The organism is Acinetobacter sp. Ver3 (assembly GCF_000632455.1).
Taxonomy (GTDB): domain Bacteria; phylum Pseudomonadota; class Gammaproteobacteria; order Pseudomonadales; family Moraxellaceae; genus Acinetobacter.
Genome location: NZ_JFYL01000005.1, coordinates 41,039 through 59,958, shown reverse-complemented (window position 1 = coordinate 59,958; position 18,920 = coordinate 41,039). Strand labels below are relative to the sequence as shown.

At 38.5% G+C, this 18,920-nt stretch carries 18 protein-coding genes; 10 read left to right on the top strand and 8 right to left on the bottom strand.

Going from position 1 to position 18,920, the window contains the following annotated elements; all coding sequences use genetic code 11:
• Positions 1-243 precede the first annotated feature (243 nt).
• Positions 244-1,515, bottom strand: a complete 1,272-nt coding sequence (locus CL42_RS02695; protein WP_035264826.1) for a hypothetical protein — start codon at positions 1,513-1,515, stop codon at positions 244-246.
• A gap of 77 nt (positions 1,516-1,592) precedes the next feature.
• On the opposite strand from CL42_RS02695, the gene serB reads away from it, so the two are divergent.
• The 3 genes from serB (at position 1,593) to CL42_RS02675 (ending at position 4,211) form a co-directional block, all read left to right on the top strand.
• Positions 1,593-2,813, top strand: a complete 1,221-nt coding sequence (gene serB, locus CL42_RS02690; RefSeq protein ID WP_035264823.1) for a phosphoserine phosphatase SerB — start codon at positions 1,593-1,595, stop codon at positions 2,811-2,813.
• A gap of 413 nt (positions 2,814-3,226) precedes the next feature.
• Entirely contained in the window at positions 3,227-3,541 is a 315-nt protein-coding gene (gene aciT, locus CL42_RS02680; RefSeq protein WP_035264816.1) for a ciprofloxacin tolerance protein AciT, read from the top strand.
• A 190-nt stretch (positions 3,542-3,731) separates the two neighbouring features.
• On the top strand, positions 3,732-4,211 hold the full coding sequence (locus CL42_RS02675) for an SCP-2 sterol transfer family protein (RefSeq protein WP_035264813.1): 480 nt from the start codon (positions 3,732-3,734) through the stop codon (positions 4,209-4,211).
• A 90-nt stretch (positions 4,212-4,301) separates the two neighbouring features.
• Here CL42_RS02675 and dtd read toward each other — a convergent pair whose 3' ends face one another.
• Positions 4,302-4,742: a D-aminoacyl-tRNA deacylase gene (gene dtd, locus CL42_RS02670; protein WP_035264810.1), complete on the bottom strand. Its 441-nt coding sequence runs from the start codon at positions 4,740-4,742 to the stop codon at positions 4,302-4,304.
• Positions 4,743-4,975: 233 nt separating this feature from the next.
• On the opposite strand from dtd, the gene CL42_RS02665 reads away from it, so the two are divergent.
• The 5 genes from CL42_RS02665 to asd all read left to right on the top strand — a co-directional run bounded on the left by CL42_RS02665 (position 4,976) and on the right by asd (position 10,254).
• Positions 4,976-6,490 (top strand): catalase, encoded by a 1,515-nt coding sequence (locus tag CL42_RS02665; protein WP_035264807.1) that lies wholly within the window; start codon positions 4,976-4,978, stop codon positions 6,488-6,490.
• Between the two features lie 139 nt (positions 6,491-6,629).
• On the top strand, positions 6,630-7,133 hold the full coding sequence (locus CL42_RS02660) for an ankyrin repeat domain-containing protein (protein WP_035264806.1): 504 nt from the start codon (positions 6,630-6,632) through the stop codon (positions 7,131-7,133).
• A 113-nt stretch (positions 7,134-7,246) separates the two neighbouring features.
• Entirely contained in the window at positions 7,247-8,449 is a 1,203-nt protein-coding gene (gene pncB / locus CL42_RS02655; protein WP_035264803.1) for a nicotinate phosphoribosyltransferase, read from the top strand.
• Positions 8,450-8,560: 111 nt separating this feature from the next.
• The gene (locus CL42_RS02650) at positions 8,561-9,409 is read left to right on the top strand and encodes a sulfurtransferase (RefSeq protein ID WP_035264802.1); all 849 of its coding nucleotides are present in this window, start codon (positions 8,561-8,563) and stop codon (positions 9,407-9,409) included.
• Positions 9,406-10,254 carry an archaetidylserine decarboxylase gene (gene asd, locus CL42_RS02645; RefSeq protein ID WP_035264801.1) on the top strand — a complete coding sequence of 283 codons (849 nt, stop codon included), beginning with the start codon at positions 9,406-9,408 and terminating at the stop codon, positions 10,252-10,254. Before CL42_RS02650 ends, asd begins: the two co-directional genes overlap by 4 nt.
• Positions 10,255-10,294: 40 nt before the next feature.
• On the opposite strand, the gene phoR is transcribed toward asd, so the two are convergent.
• From phoR to CL42_RS02630, 3 genes are all read right to left on the bottom strand, one after another.
• On the bottom strand, positions 10,295-11,656 hold the full coding sequence (gene phoR / locus CL42_RS02640) for a phosphate regulon sensor histidine kinase PhoR (protein WP_035264800.1): 1,362 nt from the start codon (positions 11,654-11,656) through the stop codon (positions 10,295-10,297).
• Between the two features lie 10 nt (positions 11,657-11,666).
• Entirely contained in the window at positions 11,667-12,377 is a 711-nt protein-coding gene (gene phoB / locus CL42_RS02635) for a phosphate regulon transcriptional regulator PhoB (RefSeq protein ID WP_035264799.1), read from the bottom strand.
• Between the two features lie 228 nt (positions 12,378-12,605).
• Positions 12,606-13,292: a TetR/AcrR family transcriptional regulator gene (locus CL42_RS02630; RefSeq protein ID WP_035264798.1), complete on the bottom strand. Its 687-nt coding sequence runs from the start codon at positions 13,290-13,292 to the stop codon at positions 12,606-12,608.
• A 198-nt stretch (positions 13,293-13,490) separates the two neighbouring features.
• Between CL42_RS02630 and CL42_RS02625 the strand changes: the two genes are divergently transcribed.
• A complete protein-coding gene (locus CL42_RS02625; RefSeq protein WP_035264797.1) occupies positions 13,491-14,336 on the top strand; it encodes an SDR family NAD(P)-dependent oxidoreductase in 846 nt (281 codons plus the stop codon).
• A 51-nt stretch (positions 14,337-14,387) separates the two neighbouring features.
• Here the strand turns inward: CL42_RS02625 and CL42_RS02620 are convergent, their stop codons facing one another.
• From CL42_RS02620 to CL42_RS02610, 3 genes are all read right to left on the bottom strand, one after another.
• Entirely contained in the window at positions 14,388-15,755 is a 1,368-nt protein-coding gene (locus CL42_RS02620) for an MATE family efflux transporter (protein ID WP_035264795.1), read from the bottom strand.
• Between the two features lie 113 nt (positions 15,756-15,868).
• Positions 15,869-17,023 (bottom strand): methionine aminotransferase, encoded by a 1,155-nt coding sequence (locus CL42_RS02615; RefSeq protein WP_035264793.1) that lies wholly within the window; start codon positions 17,021-17,023, stop codon positions 15,869-15,871.
• A 155-nt stretch (positions 17,024-17,178) separates the two neighbouring features.
• Positions 17,179-18,051: a LysR family transcriptional regulator gene (locus CL42_RS02610; protein ID WP_035264791.1), complete on the bottom strand. Its 873-nt coding sequence runs from the start codon at positions 18,049-18,051 to the stop codon at positions 17,179-17,181.
• 97 nt (positions 18,052-18,148) lie between these two features.
• On the opposite strand from CL42_RS02610, the gene CL42_RS02605 reads away from it, so the two are divergent.
• Positions 18,149-18,919 (top strand): 2OG-Fe dioxygenase family protein, encoded by a 771-nt coding sequence (locus tag CL42_RS02605; RefSeq protein ID WP_035264789.1) that lies wholly within the window; start codon positions 18,149-18,151, stop codon positions 18,917-18,919.
• The last annotated feature ends 1 nt before the right edge of the window (position 18,920 follow it).

Genomic DNA, 18,920 nt, shown 5'->3' with positions numbered 1-18,920 from the left:
AATTTGTTGCGCCATAGTCTAACGCTTTTTTAGTCAGTTTGCCTATGGTTATGACTGTACCATTCAACACAGTCAAACATACACCTTCATAGCACATTGAAAAGAGAGATAAAATTACCAAAAGAGCAATTTTGTATACAAACTAGACGCTTAGTCTAACTTTTCACGACTGTGAGCTTTTAAAAAGAAAAACCAGATTTAACTTAGCATCAAATCTGGTTTACTTATTAAAATTTAATCTAATTAAGAGCTGATTGTACGATCCGTCGAGGAGCTTTGGGCTTTGCCTTTCAAAATCTCAGTACGGATATTTTGTGCGAGTTCGGCACAGGCTTCGTTCATACCATTAATCATGAAAGCGTGACGTGTTAACACACTGGTTGGATTCGGCATCGGAACCAATTGATAGCATTCACCAATATGCTTTAACTGATCGTGGGTCAAATATAGCGCCATTTCTTTCGCAATCAGGTGATGTGTGAGTCTTTCCGCAGCTTGTACTGAATCGAGTTGCATTGCCTCCACTGGGGCGGTTACAGCACAGCGCGTTTGTAATACGAACCGTTTATCCTCACGGTAACGTTTATAGAGTACTTCTGACAATAATTGAAACACCGAACCAATCATTAAGATGCAAGCAATCGAGTTATTCTTGAGTGAAGAAATACTGATGACAGCGCCTTGTTGATCAAAACTACGATTCACAACGATATCATCAACATTCAAATGATAATGCGCTGTACACAGTTCGATACTCTTATTTAAGAAAATTTGACATAAATTAAAATAAGGTAAAGAGACAGATTTGTTGACCGTATTAATTAATTGTTTCGGATCATAAAATTGGATATTCAGTGATAAAGCATCCTGATTTAACTGCAGAGTCGGTACTTTTGGCGTAATTGCAGCTTGTTCTTTATTTTGCTCTGGCGTATGAGGTTGTTTAGGCTGACTCTTTTCCAGTTCTAATGCTTCAGTGAGCAGCTTGATCTCATGACGTAAACGGGACTCATTATTTAATCTCGCAAGATATTCGCTACGCGTAGGGCGAGCAATGGCACGATAAGCCAACCATAATAAGCCATGAATAAAGAGTGAAGAGAGGATTGCCAGCCATTGTGTTCTTAATATTTCACCGATACTTGGTTTAACCAATGTGATTTCCACACTGCCAATTTTCTTTTCATTTTGTAGTGCATCTCGAACGAAGATTTCACCCTGACGCGTCTTAGACAAGCCTGCAGTTGCGAGAACTTGATCTCCTGTGCCAAGAATACGTATATATGCAACACTTGGATTCGTTGCATAGCGATTGGCTAATAAGGCAAGAGATACAGTATTAGCAGGTTCAAGTTCAGTTAAGCTATCTGCGACCAGTTGAGTCGTCATTAGCAAACCTTGGCTTGCACGGTTTTCATTTAATTGATGTGTCGTTGCAATAACCAATAAAAAGGTATGCAAGGCAAAACTTACAATCAGCAGGCTAGCAAATAGCCCTTGTCTAGGCGCATTCAACGTAAACTTCCAAAGAAAATTAATTCAATTTCGATTATGATTCTTACAATATTCGTAGCTCAGACCCGAGTCAATTCATGCGAGAAATCATTCTTATTTCATTTTTAGGACCTGACCAACCGAATCAGTTTACTCGATTGATGCAGGTGTTGTCCGTACATTCTTTGCAAATTTTAGATGTAGGACAAGCAGTTATCCATAACCAATTGACTCTCGGCATCGTGGTTGCTTCCGAAGACCAGACAGCAACGGCTTTGGCCATGAAGGATATTCTGATTTTAGCACACGATATTGGTCTTACTGTGCGCTTTAAACCGATCGATTCAGAAGATTATGAGCAATGGGTGAAAGAGGGTGGACGTACACGATATATCGTGACGGCATTGGCACCTGAACTTACTGCAGCACATTTGCAAGCAGTGACTAATATTGTTTCAAGTCAAGGGTTTAATATTGAAACAGTCACTCGTTTGTCTGGTCGCCCAACGTTGAATCATTTTGAAAATGAACCAAAACGTGCTTGTGTGCAATTTGGTTTGAGCGGTCAGATGTTAGATGCTGCAACGATGCGAGCGGCATGTTTAAGTTTATCAAATGACCTTAGTGTCGATGTTGCAGTACAAGAAGACACGCCGTACCGTCGTAATCGTCGTTTAGTTTGCTTTGATATGGATTCAACGCTGATCGAACAAGAAGTGATTGATGAGCTTGCAATTGAAGCAGGTGTCGGTGCACAAGTCGCAGAAATTACTGAGCGTGCTATGCAAGGTGAGCTGGACTTTCAGAGCAGTTTCCGTGCGCGTGTGGCGCTACTGAAAGGTATGGATGCTTCTGTATTGCCTAAAATTGCAGAACGTTTAACGATTACTGAAGGTGCAGAACGTCTTATTTCAACCCTGAAATCTTTGGGTTATCGTACGGCTATTTTATCTGGTGGCTTCCAATACTTCGCTGAATATTTACAAGCAAAACTTGGGATTGATGAAGTTCATGCCAATATCTTGGATGTTCAAGATGGGCAGGTCACTGGCGAAGTTAAAGGGCATATTGTGGATGGCGCTCGTAAAGCATTTTTATTAGGCCAAATTGCGGATGAAATGGGCATTTCACTTGAGCAAACGATTGCAGTAGGTGATGGTGCGAATGATTTGCCAATGCTCTCTATAGCGGGCTTGGGCGTTGCATTCCGTGCTAAACCATTGGTGCGTCAAAATGCAAATCAAGCCATCTCAAGTGTTGGTTTGGATGGTGTTCTGTACCTGTTAGGTGTACATGATAAAGATTTAAGTCGAGCTTAAAATCAAAAAAAGCTTATTAAAAAGGCGACCAAATGGTCGCTTTTTTTTATCTAAGTGAATCATTCTTAGACAAATTTTAATCAGCTAAGTTCAGACGAAAAAACAGATGGTCATCATCGAAAAAAAGATGTTTTTGACAAAAAATTACGAGGTATTTTTTTGTAATGACACGCCAAGATTGACTGATCCTGATTCTATGAAAAATGTCTAATCTTAAAAAATGTAATGACAAAAGAATGTTGCGACAATATGTGTCGCTTACAAAAGCATCAGGTCTTTTTTTCTGAAAAAAACTCACCATAATGCTTTCATAGACGCCAACAAGACCATTGAAGAAAGTGAAGCGTTATTTAATTTGTTGTGAAACATCATTGGACAGTATTTGAAACATCTAAATTTTGACGGAGATTTTTATGGTCACTTTAACTTTTGCAACGATACTCGGATTTGCTCTGATCGCTGTAGCATTGGCGGCCGTATTCTTTTCACCTTATCGTCATTGGCTAGGGTTTATGTTGGCGGGTATGGTCTTCTGGGGTTTACTTGAAGGTATTCGTTATAGTGTTCAACACGTCTTTGACATGTCCTTGGCATATAGTTATTTAACAGCGATTAGCTTAGCCATGGTGGCTTTAACGGCTTTCTTACTTCGCGAAGATAGTCGTGCGCAAAAGGCTTTAGAAAATCGTCGTTATATTGAACATACTCCTGTATATGAGGACGATTAAATCCAGCTCATGACAGATGAGATGTAGACCAAAACTGCGTAGTAACAATTTTATATTTAAAGGTGTATCAAAATGATATACCTTTTTTTTGCCTATACGTTTTGTTAAACAAAGCTGCATTTCCTTACTTATAAGATATGCTAGGATGAATCAATTATTTTTGATATTAAAAAAACGGACTTAAATTGTCATGAAACTATCTTCAATACCTGTTGTGAAATTACCTATCGTTGATGCAAGCACAGATCCACTAGACCTTTTGGTGTTAGGTTTGGCGTTGCGTATGAAACAATTGTCACGTACGAGTCCAAAATTTATTGAGTTAATTCATGATCGTGAGTTCCGTATTCAAATTGGTACAGATCTAGGTGTTGCACGTCAGATTTTAGTCAACAATGGCCAGATTGATTCTGTTTCAGGTGATGCAGAGAAAGCAGATTTCGTACTTCAGTTTGCTGATAGCGAGCAAGGTGTTAAAACCCTGATGAAAGGTGATCCAACTGCATTCATGACGGGTATGCAAAATGGCAGTATTAAAATGGAAGGTGATTTCAGCTTATTGGTATGGTTTAACCAAGTCGCTAAATTAATTCCACCGAAAATTCCTAAACCTGTAAAAGAAAAAATACAATTTGCTCGTCAATTTATTAAAGAAAAGACGGGTAAGTAATACAGCACCTATACGGAATTTTCTCGTTTTGATTCTAGAAATGAGTATTTAAATGCAAGAGAAAAAGCCCTCATCAGAGGGCTTTTCTAGTCATTCAACTTCAAGATTGAAGGTTACCGGACCATCATTGATGAGATGCACTTTCATATCCGCTGCAAAGATTCCTGTTTGTACATGTTCAAACTGAGATTTTGCGTATTCAACTAACTGTTCATACAGTTCTTTTGCTTCGAGAGGCGGCATTGCAGGGCCGAAGTCAGGACGCAAACCTTTTTGGGTTTGTGCCATCAGGGTAAATTGCGAGACTAATAATAACCCGCCTCCGGCTTGGCTAAGATTCCAACCCATTTTTCCTTGGTCATCATCAAAAAAACGGTATTTTAAAATCTTATCGATGAGCTTCTTACCTTTTTCAAAGTTATCTTCTTTGCCAATACCAATAAAAACTAAAATCCCTTTTTCGATTTGACCAGTAATCTCACCATCCACAACGACTTTCGCTTCAAGGACGCGTTGGAGTAAAGCACGCATAATTCAACCAAGTTTGATGTTTTTTAATTCAAATGAATTGTATCAAATTGGAAAAAAGAAAAGGGATAAAGTCGTCATCTATCCTCATAAGTTGTTGTTAAAAAAATAATTAATCTGAGCATATACCTTTGATCTGATAAAGCGATTGAAATGATAAAAATTAACCTTTTTACCAATTTTGTTAAAGAAGGTACTTTACGCCTGCAGGAAAGGTAAATTTGAGAGAGAAAACGATGTTTAAGCGTTCAATGTTGGTTGCAATGCTTGCAACTGCGACAGCAGCATCAGCTGCACCATTAACAAAAGATAACGGCGCACCAGTGGGTGATAACCAAAATTCAATCACTGCAGGTCCAAATGGTTCTGTATTATTACAAGATGTACAGTTGATTCAAAAACTTCAACGTTTCGGTCGTGAGCGTATCCCTGAGCGTGTTGTACACGCACGTGGTACGGGAGCTTATGGTGAATTCGTTGCAACTAAAGATTTATCAGATCTTACTATTGCTTCACTTTTCAAAGCAGGTACGAAAACTCCAGTATTCTTACGCTTCTCTACAGTAATTCATGGTAAGCATTCTCCAGAAACTTTACGTGACCCACATGGCTTCGCAATTAAGTTTTATACTCAAGAAGGTAACTGGGATTTAGTTGGTAACCAAACGCCTGTATTCTTCATTCGTGATGCGATCAAGTTCCCAGACTTCATCCACGCAATGAAACCAAGCCCAATTGACAACGTTCAAGACGCTAATCGCGTATTTGACTTCTTGTCTAGCCAGCCATGGGCAACAAATATGTTGACTTATGTATATGGTAACCAAGGTGTTCCTACGAGCTACCGTGAACAAGACGGTTTCGGTGTACATGCATTTAAATTGTACAACGACAAAGGCGAATATAAATACGTTAAATTTAACTTCCGTTCTAAGCAAGGTGTTAAAGGTCTAAACGTTAAAGAAGCTGCTGAATTACAAGGTAAAGACTTCAACCACTTAACGAATGATCTTTATAAGAACATCAATGCGGGCAATTTCCCGAAATGGGATCTTTATATCCAAGTGTTGGATCCTAAAGATTTGAATAGCTTCGATTTCGATCCACTTGATCCAACTAAAATCTGGCCTACTGATTTAGTACCAGAAACAAAAGTGGGTACTTTGACATTAAATCGTATGCCGAAGAATTTCTTCCAAGAAACGGAACAAGTTGCTTTAGCACCAGGTAATTTAGTACCAGGTATCGAGCCATCAGAAGACCGCTTACTTCAAGGTCGTATCTTCTCTTACTCTGATACACAAATGTACCGTTTGGGTGCAAATCACCAGCAAATTCCAGTAAACCGTCCATTGGTAAATGTGAACAACAATAACCAAGATGGTTATATGAATGTTGGTGCAACTTCATCTAACGTGAACTATGAACCAAGCCGAATGGAGCCAAAACCATCGACTCCTAAAGCACGTGCTGTTGAAACTCCACTTTCTGGCACAGTTCAGCAACGTGGTGTGAAAGAGCAAAACTTTAAGCAAGCGGGTGATTTATACCGTTCATACTCTGCTAAAGAGAAATCTGACCTCATTATGAACTTAGCAGCTGATCTTGGTAACGTAAAAGATTCAGAAACTAAACACATCATGTTGTCTTATTTCTATAAAGCAGATGCGGATTACGGCACACGTATGACTAAAGCTGTAAACGGTAACTTAGCGACTGTTAAAGCGAAAGCGGCAGCTTTAAAAGACTAATCAAGATTAGTCTTTGAATTGGTGATTAGGGTCTAAGGTGTCACCTCAAAAAAGTCCTGTAAAACTCAATTCCTTTCCTGCAACCCTAGGGGAGTTTTACAGGCATTCGTTATCGAATTTAAACTCAGGTGAGGGAAGAATGAAAAATATTGTATATAGTTTATTAATCGCTTTACTGAGTTTAAGTTCAGTAATGCTTCACGCTCAAACGACGTCTGTCAGTGGCTCACAACAATCAGATCAGAAAGAAGTGATTGACTTATTTTTTGCAGCAGCGAAAACAGGAAACAAAGAAGTTATTCATGAATTTTTGAAACATGGTTTTCCAGTCAATATTAAAAACCATGCTGGTTTTACACCATTAATGATGGCGACCTACTATGGTCATCAAGATATTGTAACGACTCTATTGGAAAACGGCGCAGACCGCTGTGCTCGTGATAATAAGGGTAATACAGCTTTGATGGGTGCTATCTTTAAGCTTGAATGGTCAATTGCCAAACAATTACGCCAGGTCGATTGTGATGCTCAAGCAAAACAGACAGGACACAAGACCACAGAAGAATTCGCAAAAGTTATTGGGCAAGATAAAGCATTGAAAGCTTTGACTGAGTCATATAGTCAAGACAATGCAAAAAAATAATCAGTTTAAGTTTTAGTAATTAGTCGAATAATCTTCGACAATTACTAAAACGAGCTATGAATCGCAACAAAATGTGCTTTAATGCAATAAGTTGCTAAAAACTGAAAAATAATATGTCTGCCATTATTCAATCCTTACTTGATACTGACTTGTATAAATTCACGATGTTACAAGTGGTATTACATCAATTTCCTCAAACGGATAGTGTCTATCAATTTCGTTGTCGTAACCTTGAAGATACAGCCTATCCACTCGTGGATATATTAGAGGAACTGAACGAACAGTTAGATTTACTGTGTCAGCTCAAATTTAAAGAAGACGAATTACAATATTTAAGAAGTTTGCGCTTTATTAAAAGTGATTTTGTAGACTATTTAGAATTATTCCAACTTAAGCGCCGCTTTATTAAAGCCAGTATCGATGATCAAGGTCGTTTAGATATTCGTATCGAAGGACCTATGGTTCAAGCAATGATGTTTGAAATTTTCGTGCTTGCAATCGTCAATGAGCTCTATTTTCGTCGTATTCGCGATGAGCAGGTATTGGCAGAAGGAGAGCGCCGTCTTAAAGCTAAAATTGAATTGTTGAAACACTATGAAAGTAGTCAACAACCGAATGATCCACCATTTCTTGTTTCCGATTTTGGAACACGCCGTCGCTATAGTTTTGACTGGCAGAAACATGTGGTGGAAGAGTTTAATAAGGCTGCACCACATATTTTTCGTGGCACAAGTAATGTTTTATTGGCAAAGCAGTTGGGTATTACACCCATTGGTACGATGGCGCATGAATTTTTACAAGCTTTCCAAGCACTTGATGTTCGCTTACGTGATTTCCAAAAAGCTGCACTTGAAACTTGGGTGCAGGAATATCGCGGAGATTTAGGCATTGCACTGACAGATGTTGTTGGTATGGATGCATTCCTAAGAGACTTTGATTTGTATTTTGCCAAATTGTTTGATGGTCTACGACATGACAGTGGTGATCCATATGAGTGGGGCGATAAAGCCTACGCACATTATAAAAAATTAAAAATTGACAGCAAAACTAAAATGCTCACTTTCAGTGATGGTCTAAACTTAGAGAAGGCATGGGATTTGCATCAATATTTTAAAGATCGTTTCCAAGTCAGTTTCGGGATTGGTACTAACCTCACCAATGATATGGGACAAACTGCTTTGAATATTGTTTTAAAGTTAGTCGAATGCAATGGTCAATCGGTAGCTAAACTCTCTGATAGTCCAGGAAAAACGATGACTGATAATGATACCTTCCTCGCATATTTGCGTCAGGTATTTGATGTTGAGTCTCCTTAATCATAATTTCCCTTTTCTGATTTTTTGCTAATACCATGCAAAAAATCAGAATAATTTTGAAAAAGTCTTGTGCTAAGATTTGAACAAGGCCAATAGAACTATTCAATAAATATGACCACTAACGCTTTTGATTTCGGTCTGCTCATTGAAGCAGAACAACTTGTTCCTCATTTAGGAAGTGAAAAGTTACGTATTGTTGATTTGACCCGAAGTTCGGTCTATGAGCAATTACATATTCCGCATGCTATACATCTGAAGCCAAAATTTTTAGTGCGCCAAGAGGAACAAGCTACGGGTTTATTGCCTGATGATGAAGGGCTTCAGCAGCTAGTCCAGATATTAAACATATCACCTGAGCATCATGTCGTGGTCTATGATGATGAAGGTGGGGCATGGGCTGGTCGACTGATCTGGAATCTACACTGTATGGGTTTTTATAACACCAGTTTATTAAATGGTGGTATTCATGCATGGTTAGGCGCCAACTATCCTACGTCTTCAGAAGTTGAAGAGGTTCAGCCAATCACATGTCTTTTTGAAGTGGAGACATCCAATGTTGATCAACACCGTATTGATTATTCAAATTTAATAAAAAAAATTGAAAATAAAACTTGCCAAGTATGGGACTGCCGGACGGCTGAAGAGTATACCGGGCAACGTCTCGCAGCACGTCGTGGTGGACATATTCCAACGGCTAGACATTTTGAGTGGAGTACTGCACTTAATCGTCAAAATCATTTAAAATTGCACCCCTTAGAACGCACGCAACAACGTTTAGAACAATTGGGGTTTCAATTTGATCAGCCAGTCGTCGTATATTGTCAGTCTCATCACCGTTCAGGTTTAGCTTACATTATTGGTCGATTACTGGGTTGGGATATCCAAGCTTATGATGGTGCGTGGAGCGAGTGGGGCAACCGCCTCGACAGTCCAATCATTACTGGAGAGTCACCTGAGTGAGTCTGACAAATTTAAAAAAGAAACTATTTATTCAAGCGCAGCAAATCGTCCCGCAACAAAAACTCAGCCGTTTGGTGGGTAAAGTCGCAGCTAGTGAAAACCCAGTATTAAAGAATGTTGTCATTCAAGCATTTAAAGCAAAATATGGCATTGATATGTCAATTGCTGAGCAACAAAATGCCTTGAAATTTAAATCCTTTAATGAGTTTTTCACTCGCTCTTTGAAAACAGGCGTTCGTTCAATTGATCCTAATCCTAAAAGTGTCGTGTCACCTGCAGACGGTGCAATTTCACAATTGGGTAAAATCAATGAGGGCGATATTTTTCAGGCAAAAGGTCAAAGCTTTTCAGTTGAAAAGTTAATTGGTGATCCTCAATTGGCAGCACCATTCAAAAATGGTGAATTTGCAACAGTGTACTTATCACCGCGTGATTATCATCGTGTGCATATGCCTTATTCTGGTACATTGACTGAAACTTTATATATTCCAGGTGAATTATTTTCAGTCAACCAAACTACAGCTGAAAATATTCCGGGTTTGTTTGCACGTAATGAACGAATGGTATGTTTATTCGATACTGATATTGGTCGTATGGCTGTTGTTTTAGTTGGCGCAATGATTGTTGCTGGAATTGAAACTGTTGCGACAGGTAAAGTAAAACCAACAGGTCGCTTAGAGCTGAACCATCATGCGATGAAACTTGAAAAAGGTGATGAGCTCGGACGTTTTTATTTGGGTTCAACGGCTGTAGTTTTGTTTGAGAAAGATAAAATGCAATGGGACCAAGCATTTAAGGCGAACTCAACTGTAGTAATGGGTGAAGCGTTGGGTCATCTTATTTGAGTATATCTTTTGAATAAGAAAAGCGCCTAAGGCGCTTTTTTTATTCGTGCATTTTATACAAGCGTTCTTTGGGAAACACGGCAATAAATGTAGAGCCTTCGTTTTCTTTCGACTCGATTTCAATATGTGCGCCATGTTGCATAAGTACGTGCTTAACGATGGCAAGGCCTAAACCAGTACCACCTGTTTGACGACTGCGTGCACTATCCACACGATAAAAACGCTCAGTTAAACGCGGTAAGTGTTTTGGATCAATTCCAATACCAGTATCCTGAACAGAAAAATAGCCACGTTCTCCATCATCATGCCAGCCGATGGTGATGGTGCCACCTTTCGGGGTGTACTTTATGGCATTGGTAATTAAGTTGCTAAATGCACTCGCCAATTCCATATCTGAACCAATTAAGTCACAGTGGCTGTCTATATCAAGGTTAAGTGTATGACCATAATCAATATTGTAAGCTTGCGCATCATCAAACAGATGGTTCATTAAACTTGGCATTTCGATAATTTGATTTTTCGCAATTTGTTTTTCATTTTCTAAACGAGACAAAAGCAAAAGATCATTGACCAATGCATTCATGCGTTTAGTTTGCGATTGCATTTGTTCAAAGGCACGTTTCCAACGCGGATTGATATCTTCTTGATCTGTGAATGTTTCGATATACCCACTTAACACTGTGAGTGGTGTTCTTAATTCATGTGAAATATTGTCAACAAAATCTGAACGCATTTGCTCGAGATTTTTCATACGCGTAATGTCGTGAGCAACTAAGAGGCGACTTTCATTGCCAAAGCGAGTCAGTTTGATTTGCGCGTACTTATTATCATGGTTCACCAATTTAATTTTTACACCATCTGGTGCTTGATGGGTATTATGAAAATATTCAATAAAATCTGGCTGGCGAATAATCGTGAGCAGGTTGCGGCCACGATCAACAGCTTGAATGCCAAATAACTTTTCCGCAGCAGGATTCCACCATTCGATTTGATGGGAATCATCCGTAAGAATAATCGCTTCTGATAAAGCCACGAGAGAAGATTGAGTTCGATCGATCAGTCCAACCATTTCAGACTGAACAATACGTTCTTGGCGTTGAGCCCGATATACATTGAACAGTAATGCCCCCCAGATTCCATTTAAATTTGGTGGTACATCGTAAGGACGATTCGAAATCCAATCATTGACTAAATATAATGAGCGTAATTGGATACCAAAAAATATGAGACAGGCAATGCCTAAGCATATCCAAAGATAGCCAATCCCTAACCCGATACAGCCCGCAATAATCAGTAGAAATACCAGTAAACGTAAGTCTTGCTTGGCAAAAGTCCATAAACTGCTATATAGAAACTTTTGATGTTCACGTGCCAATTCTGGGACGGGGTAGGGTTCGTACATAAAATCTAAATTAACCTAAAGCAACATCAGCTCGTGTTGAAAAACGATAGCCAGTACCACGCACAGTTTGAACATAACGGTCTGCACCATAAGGTTCGAGCACCTTACGTAAGCGACGGATATGGACGTCGATGGTTCTGTCTTCAATATACACATTTCCACCCCATACCTGATCAAGTAATTGAGCACGGGTATAGGCACGTTCTGGATGAGTCATAAAGAATGCCAATAGACGATATTCTGTTGGCCCCATATCAAGAATATTTTGATTATAGCTGACACGTTGGCTTACTGGGTCAAGAATTAAGCCATTTGCATCAATGGTTTTTTCGCCATTTAACGCATTTGCACGTCTTAACACTGCTTTAATACGGGATACCAACTCACGTGTTGAAAATGGTTTCGTCATATAGTCATCTGCACCAGCATCAAGACCTTGAACTTTATGGTCTTCTTCGCCACGCGCAGTCAACATAATGACTGGAATTTCTGAAAGTGTTTCATCACGCTTAAGGCGACGACACAAATCTACGCCACTCACGCCACCCGGTAACATCCAGTCGAGTAGGATAAGCGCTGGACGTTGATCAACAATCATTTGATGTGCTTGTTTCGCATCTTCTGCTTCCAAGCATTGAAAGCCTGCCATATCTAAAGAAGTATGGATCATTTCCCGAATTGGGAGCTCGTCGTCGACAATTAAAATGTAGTCATCTTTCACAACGCAATATCCTATGATGAACGGTGAACCGTTTTATATTTATGACAGGCTTATTACAAAGATTAATTATGACAGTATCATTGCAAGATGGAAATCGAAGTTAAATATAGCAATGTTTTGTGACAATTAGGCTGATATTTTGTCTCATTGATATTTATTAATCTGAAATTAAATCAATATCTTAAATTTACTTACGATTTGTCACAATTTCTTCATCTTAATTTGATGCTACTTTTTCATTAGATCATTCAATAGGGCGAGAAAAACGGTTTTACATGCCTGAACGACCTCAGCACGTGGAAGTTTAAAACCACCTACTACCCAGCGAACAGCAACTTGAGTGACATAGCCATTTAGACCAGTTGCAATCAAGGAGATCTCTTTTTCAGTGAGATGGGTATGTGGCATCATTAATGTGACAAAGGCATGAATCATTCGGTCGAAACGGCCCATTGTTTCTTGAATGGTTGCATGATTATGAAGTTCTTGGACGAGCATTGCATCAATATAAATAATCCGAGCGGTACGCGGATCATCTTCTAAAAAACTAAAGAACGCATTTAGACCTGCATCAATCATGTTTAGAGGCTCAGGAGAGGCTTTCATAATAGCTTGCATTAATGTTTGTTGAAGCTTCTCAATCAGTTCTAAAAAGATCGTTTGGAATAAGTTTTCACTTTTCTTAAAAGATTCATAAAAGTAACGTTCAGTTAATTTCGCTTGTGTGCAAATATCTTTAACGGTTACTGAGAAAAAACCATGAGTTCCATATGCTTCAATACCCGCTTCAATAAGTTTCTCACGGCGTGCTTGTTTGCGTTCAGTTAAGGACATCCCTTTAAATTGACGCTCTTTTGCGGGAGGCTTTTCAATCGCTTGCTCGTGTTCTGATGGAGTGAGGTTCTCTGGGTTCATAGCAATTCGAGTCTTTTTATAAAAGTGTTATGCTGCGGTCAGTATAGAGTACTGATCAGCTAAAGATACTAAATTGGCCTATAGTAACAATAAAAATGGTCGATAGTTACATTGACAATAATAATTGTCAAAATTATAGTGAACATGAATGACCCAGATCAACGCTGTGGTGCATAAAAATCAAAAAAAGGATTCACAATGAAAAATTTTAAAAACAAAGTGGCTGCAATCACAGGTGCAGGTTCTGGTATTGGTCAACAACTTGCAGTGTTACTGGCTAAGCAAGGTTGTCATTTGTCTTTAAGTGACGTAAATGAAAAGGGCTTAGCAGAAACAGTTGAACTGACGAAGAATGCAAATGTACGAGTCACAACCAAGAAAGTAGATGTTGCGAATCGTGACGAAGTTAAAGCATGGGCGGCTGAAACTGTACAGAATCATGGTTCAGTGAACATGATTTTCAACAATGCTGGGGTGGCATTGGGTTCGACCGTTGAAGGCGCAACATACGAAGAGTTGGAATGGATTGTTAATATTAACTTTTGGGGTGTCGTGTACGGCACTAAAGAATTTTTACCGTATATTAAAAAAACAGGTGATGGACACATTATCAACATTTCAAGTTTATTCGGTTTAACTGCGCAACCCACTCAGTCTGCTTATAATGCAACTAAATTTGCTGTACGTGGTTTCACTGAATCTCTTCGTCAAGAGCTAGATATTGAAAATGTGGGTGTGAGCGCGCTGTGCGTACATCCAGGTGGCATTCGTACCAATATTGCGAAAGCTGCAAAAATGAATGACAGTTTAAAATCTTTGGGCATGAATCCACAGAAATCTGCACAGACATTTGATAAGTTATTACGTTGTCCACCTGAAGAAGCAGCGCGTCAAATTCTAGAAGCAGTACAAAAAGATCGCCGTCGTTTACTGATTGGCAACGATGCGAAAGTGATTGATTTGATGCAACGTGTGATGCCAACGGGCTATCAAAAAGTGACTGCATTTGCGACTAAAATGAGTAAACGTTTCGATTCTAAATAATCGTTAAAAAAACCCGCGTCATGCGGGTTTTTTATTTTCCTGATTTCTAATTTAAATCAGTACTTGGACAGTTTTCTTTTTCCAAACAAATTGATAATACAAACCTTGCATCACACATAAGCAAACGAAAGCCAAAGCATAGGCGTACCAGATTCCCGCCAGCCCCCACCATGCGCTAAATAGATAAGCTGCTGGGAGTTCTATACAAAGTATGGCCACTATATTGATGATCATTGGCATAGTGACAGTGCCACTTGCACGCATAATTGAGGCGAAAATAGCACTCGCGCCAAAAAATAAAATTGACCACAGCACAATAAACAATAATTGTTGCCCGAGTATCACAACTTTATCATCTGTAATAAATAATGCCATGAGATATTTTGAGAACAAATAAGCCAAGATTACGAGCCCGCCTGTAAAGACAAAATTCATGCCCAGTGCTGTTTTAGTTACACGTGATAAAGAATCCGCTTTACCTGCACCAATCGCTTGAGCCCCAAAAATAGAAGCGGCAATTGCGATAGACAGAGCAGGGAATTGGATATAGTTCAAAACCTGATTGACTGCGCCATAAGCAGCTGTTGCTTCTGAACCATAGCGATTGACCAAGCCGACAATGACTAAACCTGCCACAGAAGTCGTGACCATTTGAATGCCAGTAGGAACGCCAAGCCTGAGAATAATTTTGCTTAGTTCAGGATTGTGGCGTACATGTTTACACATTGCTAAATCTGGACGTAATGGATGATTTTTTTTATTTAAATAAACGTACAGAAAAATAAGCACGGCCAGATAACCCACAATCGTGGCGATGGCAGGTGCAATGATACCCAATTGAGGAAATCCAAAATATCCAGCGATGAGAACAGGGGTAATAAAGAGCCCAATTAAACTGGTCATTCCCAAAGCGATGAGAGGTGTAATGCTATCACCGACACCACGTAAGATAGAGGTATAAATAATATAGATAAAGAGGAGTGGGCTACCTGCTAACATCCATTGAACATAAGGCAAAGATAAATGCATGACACTTGGGTCTGTGCCCAAGGCCTCAAGAATGTGGCGTGCAGATAGAACACCTAAAATGGCAATAATCGTCCCGCCGATCAATGTCATAAAAATAGTAGAGCCGACAACTGCTCGAACTTTTTCTAAATTTTGTGCTCCCCACGCTTGACCAACCAATACCGTCGAGCCAGCCGAAAGCCCAATTACAAAAGCCAAGAGACAGAACAAAATAGGGAAGAAGACTGAAACAGCAGCAATTGCTTGGACGCCCATCATTTGCCCGACGAAGATCGTATTAATTGTGCCTGATAAATTTTGCAGGATATTGGTTGCAATCAGCGGAACTAAAAAAACTAAAAAAACTTTCCAGAAACCAGGTTCATCAATCGGCCGTAAGGTTCTCGCCATATATAAGTCTTATCCATTATTGTTTTCTATATCAACGGATTGACCTTAGCACCTTATCATTCAAATTGCTTTAGTAATAAAGTAATCCGTTGCATCTCTTTTCGTTATTGTGATTAAACCTTCGTTAAAATTTCTCCTGCAAGATGCAAGGTTTCTTCTTGTTTTGCAAAACAGACTCGAATGAGCTTCAGATCTTGAGGTGGCTGTTGATAAAACACTGATATAGGAATCGCTACCAGTTTGTGTTGTTCTGCAAGATATTGGCACATTTCTATATCTGTGAGCTCAGGTCTTAGTGTACTGAAATCTAAGTTTTGAAAATAAGTTCCTGGTGACGGCAGATATTGAAATTTTGAATGTTGAATTCCATGGATGAATAAGTCACGTTTAGCTTGATAAAAATTGGGGAGATCTAAAATATGTTCAGGATGTTGTTCGATGAATTGATTAAGCGCGACTTGAATCGGATGGACACCACAGAAATTGGCAAATTGATAAATTTGACGAAATACTTTCATCAGTGCCTGAGGTGCAACGCAATATCCAGTTTTCCAACCAGTAACATGAAACGTTTTTCCGAATGAACCAATCACAAAACTACGATCTCGAAGTTCAGGAAAACTAAGCGCAGAATAATGTTGTTGACCATCAAACACTAAATGTTCATAGACCTCGTCAGAAAGTACACAAATGTTTTTATCCTGAATCAACTCGATCAGTTGTTGCCAATCTTGCTTGGACCAAATTGCACCTGAGGGATTATGTGGTGTATTTACAATGATTAATCGCGTTCGTTCATTTATTCGATCTTTCACCACATTCCAGTCAACATGGAAGTCTTGATGTATCAAGTTGATATGGATCGCTTGCGCCCCAGCGAGTTTCACTGCAGGTGCATAACTATCATAAGCAGGATCGAAAATAATTACTTCATCTCCAGCATTTACAACAGCTTGAATCGCACACAAAATTGCAGTCGTTGCACCAGGTGTAATGGTGATTTCGCTGATCGGGTCTAAATCGACTTGGTCTCGTTGGCAGAATTGGGCTGCAATTTTTTGTCTTAAACTCAGCAGACCGTCACCAGGTGGATATTGGTTATAGCCTTGTTGTGTGGCTTGAGCTAAAGCTGCAATTAATTCAGGAGGAGGTGGAAAATCAGGAAAACCTTGAGAAAGATTTAATGCGTTCAACTTTTGGGCGAGTGCTGACATCACGCTAAAAATAGTGACACCTAAGTCTGGTAATTTAGATTCAATTTTAATCATGCTGGATAGTAATATTTAGCCCGTTTCTTCGTAGTTTAGCAGTTGAAATGCCTGCACTAAATACAAATATCTGCGACATATTCGTTTTAATTTTCATAAGATTCTAATGATCTTCAATTAAGTTTAAAACCTTAGATGATCTATGTGATCTCATGTTAAAAATGATTGATCTGACTTTGCTTCATTTCATTTTTTAACCAATTTAAAAAAATAATCTTCCGAGGATCTTCAATAAATCTAGTATGGGACAGTAGATAATAGGCAGAACCATCCTGAAGAATTGGTGTTATTTTTTTTACAGACTTGAGCTCTAATTCTTTTTCAATCATGTAGATAGAAATGATCGTCTTTCCTAGGCCAGCCAAGCAGCCTTCTAAACATAAGTAAAAATGCTCTAATTCTATTTTGGAATGTTTCTTCAAAATATCTTTGAGTTCATCCAATTGGTGTAATTTTTTTGAAAAATAAGGGCGTGATTTAGAAATTAACAATTCTTTGGTTTTAGGGTGGTGAGATGCTTGGACTGCCACAATATATTCATCGCCAATTTTCTCACTAAACAGATGCGACCCCCATTCAAAATCATTTCTTCGTATTGCGATATCGATATTATCTTTTTCAAAGTCGACTACACCACCACCTGTGAGCAAAACCACTTCAAAATCATGTCCAAGTTTTTTAAATTCAACAAGTCGTGGAATTAACCACTTCATCGAAATGGTTGGTTCACAGGACAGTACCAATTGTTTGTTTTCAGTTTTATTTTGAGTTAGTCCAATTAAACAATCATCCAATTGATTGAAAATATTCTGAGCGCAATGAAAAAGAGTTTCTCCTTCTTTGGTGAGTATCAAGGTTTTATTTCGTCGTTCAAATAATGTGATATTTAATATTTCTTCGAGATTGTAAATTTGCTTACTGACGGCACTTTGCGTAACAAATAATTTCTTTGCTGCAATCGTGACACTGCTGTATTTAGCGACAAAATAAAAAAACTTCAGTGAATTCAAAGATATTTTTTCTATCATTCCAAAAACTCATATATTTTTAGTCGATTTTATTGATTTTATTTTTTTAACTTTTGTTCAAAATGAAGATTACCAAAAGCAAAATAAAGCTAATACAATGGAAAATATATTAAAATTCAGTCCATTTAACAAGCAGCATCTCCATGAATACACATATTCAAAAGAGATAATCAAAAAGGGGTATGCGTTTATTGATTTAAATACATTCCAAGAAATACAGAAAAATAATAATTTTCACGATGTTAATGAGCAAGATGTCAGTGATTTTATAGACAGTTGGAACGCTCTAGATTTAGATCAATTTATGTCGGATAAAGGTAAATATCGAACAAGAAAACATGCAACTTTTACTATTAATGATAAGCATAAAATTTTACTGAAAAATTCTTATATTCCTCATTTTCAGACGATTGAATACAACACTTTGAATGGTGGAATTGCGAGATATTTTTCAGAGATTGATAAAAATACAATTGAAAATCCAATTTTTAGAAATTTACTACAATTCGCATATCTCACCTTTTCAGAAATTGAAACTGAAAATTGGTTTATCGAAGCGCATCAATTTCGCATTGAAGCAAAATTTAACGATAGTGGTAAGCCAACCCCTGAGGGGATACATCGAGATGGGGTGGATTTCGTTTTAATGGCCATGATCAACCGTCAAAATGTTCAGGGTGGAATGACCCGAATTTATGACTTAAATAAGAATTTGAAAGCAGAATTTATGCTTGAAAATTTTTTAGATATCGCACTTGTGGATGATCATCAGGTCTATCACAGCGTAACGGAAATCAAAGTCAATGATTTTACGTTGGGTGATACTGGATTAAGAGATGTATTAGTGATCACGTTTAAAAAGGCATAAT

Excerpts from the sequence above, each read along its gene's own strand:
- serB (WP_035264823.1), top strand. The coding sequence starts at position 1,593 with ATGCGAGAAATCATTCTTATTTCATTTTTAGGACCTGACCAACCGAAT.
- aciT (WP_035264816.1), top strand. The coding sequence starts at position 3,227 with ATGGTCACTTTAACTTTTGCAACGATACTCGGATTTGCTCTGATCGCT.
- CL42_RS02675 (WP_035264813.1), top strand. The coding sequence starts at position 3,732 with ATGAAACTATCTTCAATACCTGTTGTGAAATTACCTATCGTTGATGCA.
- dtd (WP_035264810.1), bottom strand. The coding sequence starts at position 4,742 with ATGCGTGCTTTACTCCAACGCGTCCTTGAAGCGAAAGTCGTTGTGGAT.
- CL42_RS02665 (WP_035264807.1), top strand. The coding sequence starts at position 4,976 with ATGTTTAAGCGTTCAATGTTGGTTGCAATGCTTGCAACTGCGACAGCA.
- CL42_RS02660 (WP_035264806.1), top strand. The coding sequence starts at position 6,630 with ATGAAAAATATTGTATATAGTTTATTAATCGCTTTACTGAGTTTAAGT.
- pncB (WP_035264803.1), top strand. The coding sequence starts at position 7,247 with ATGTCTGCCATTATTCAATCCTTACTTGATACTGACTTGTATAAATTC.
- CL42_RS02650 (WP_035264802.1), top strand. The coding sequence starts at position 8,561 with ATGACCACTAACGCTTTTGATTTCGGTCTGCTCATTGAAGCAGAACAA.
- phoR (WP_035264800.1), bottom strand. The coding sequence starts at position 11,656 with ATGTACGAACCCTACCCCGTCCCAGAATTGGCACGTGAACATCAAAAG.
- CL42_RS02630 (WP_035264798.1), bottom strand. The coding sequence starts at position 13,292 with ATGAACCCAGAGAACCTCACTCCATCAGAACACGAGCAAGCGATTGAA.
- CL42_RS02625 (WP_035264797.1), top strand. The coding sequence starts at position 13,491 with ATGAAAAATTTTAAAAACAAAGTGGCTGCAATCACAGGTGCAGGTTCT.
- CL42_RS02620 (WP_035264795.1), bottom strand. The coding sequence starts at position 15,755 with ATGGCGAGAACCTTACGGCCGATTGATGAACCTGGTTTCTGGAAAGTT.
- CL42_RS02615 (WP_035264793.1), bottom strand. The coding sequence starts at position 17,023 with ATGATTAAAATTGAATCTAAATTACCAGACTTAGGTGTCACTATTTTT.
- CL42_RS02610 (WP_035264791.1), bottom strand. The coding sequence starts at position 18,051 with ATGATAGAAAAAATATCTTTGAATTCACTGAAGTTTTTTTATTTTGTC.
- CL42_RS02605 (WP_035264789.1), top strand. The coding sequence starts at position 18,149 with ATGGAAAATATATTAAAATTCAGTCCATTTAACAAGCAGCATCTCCAT.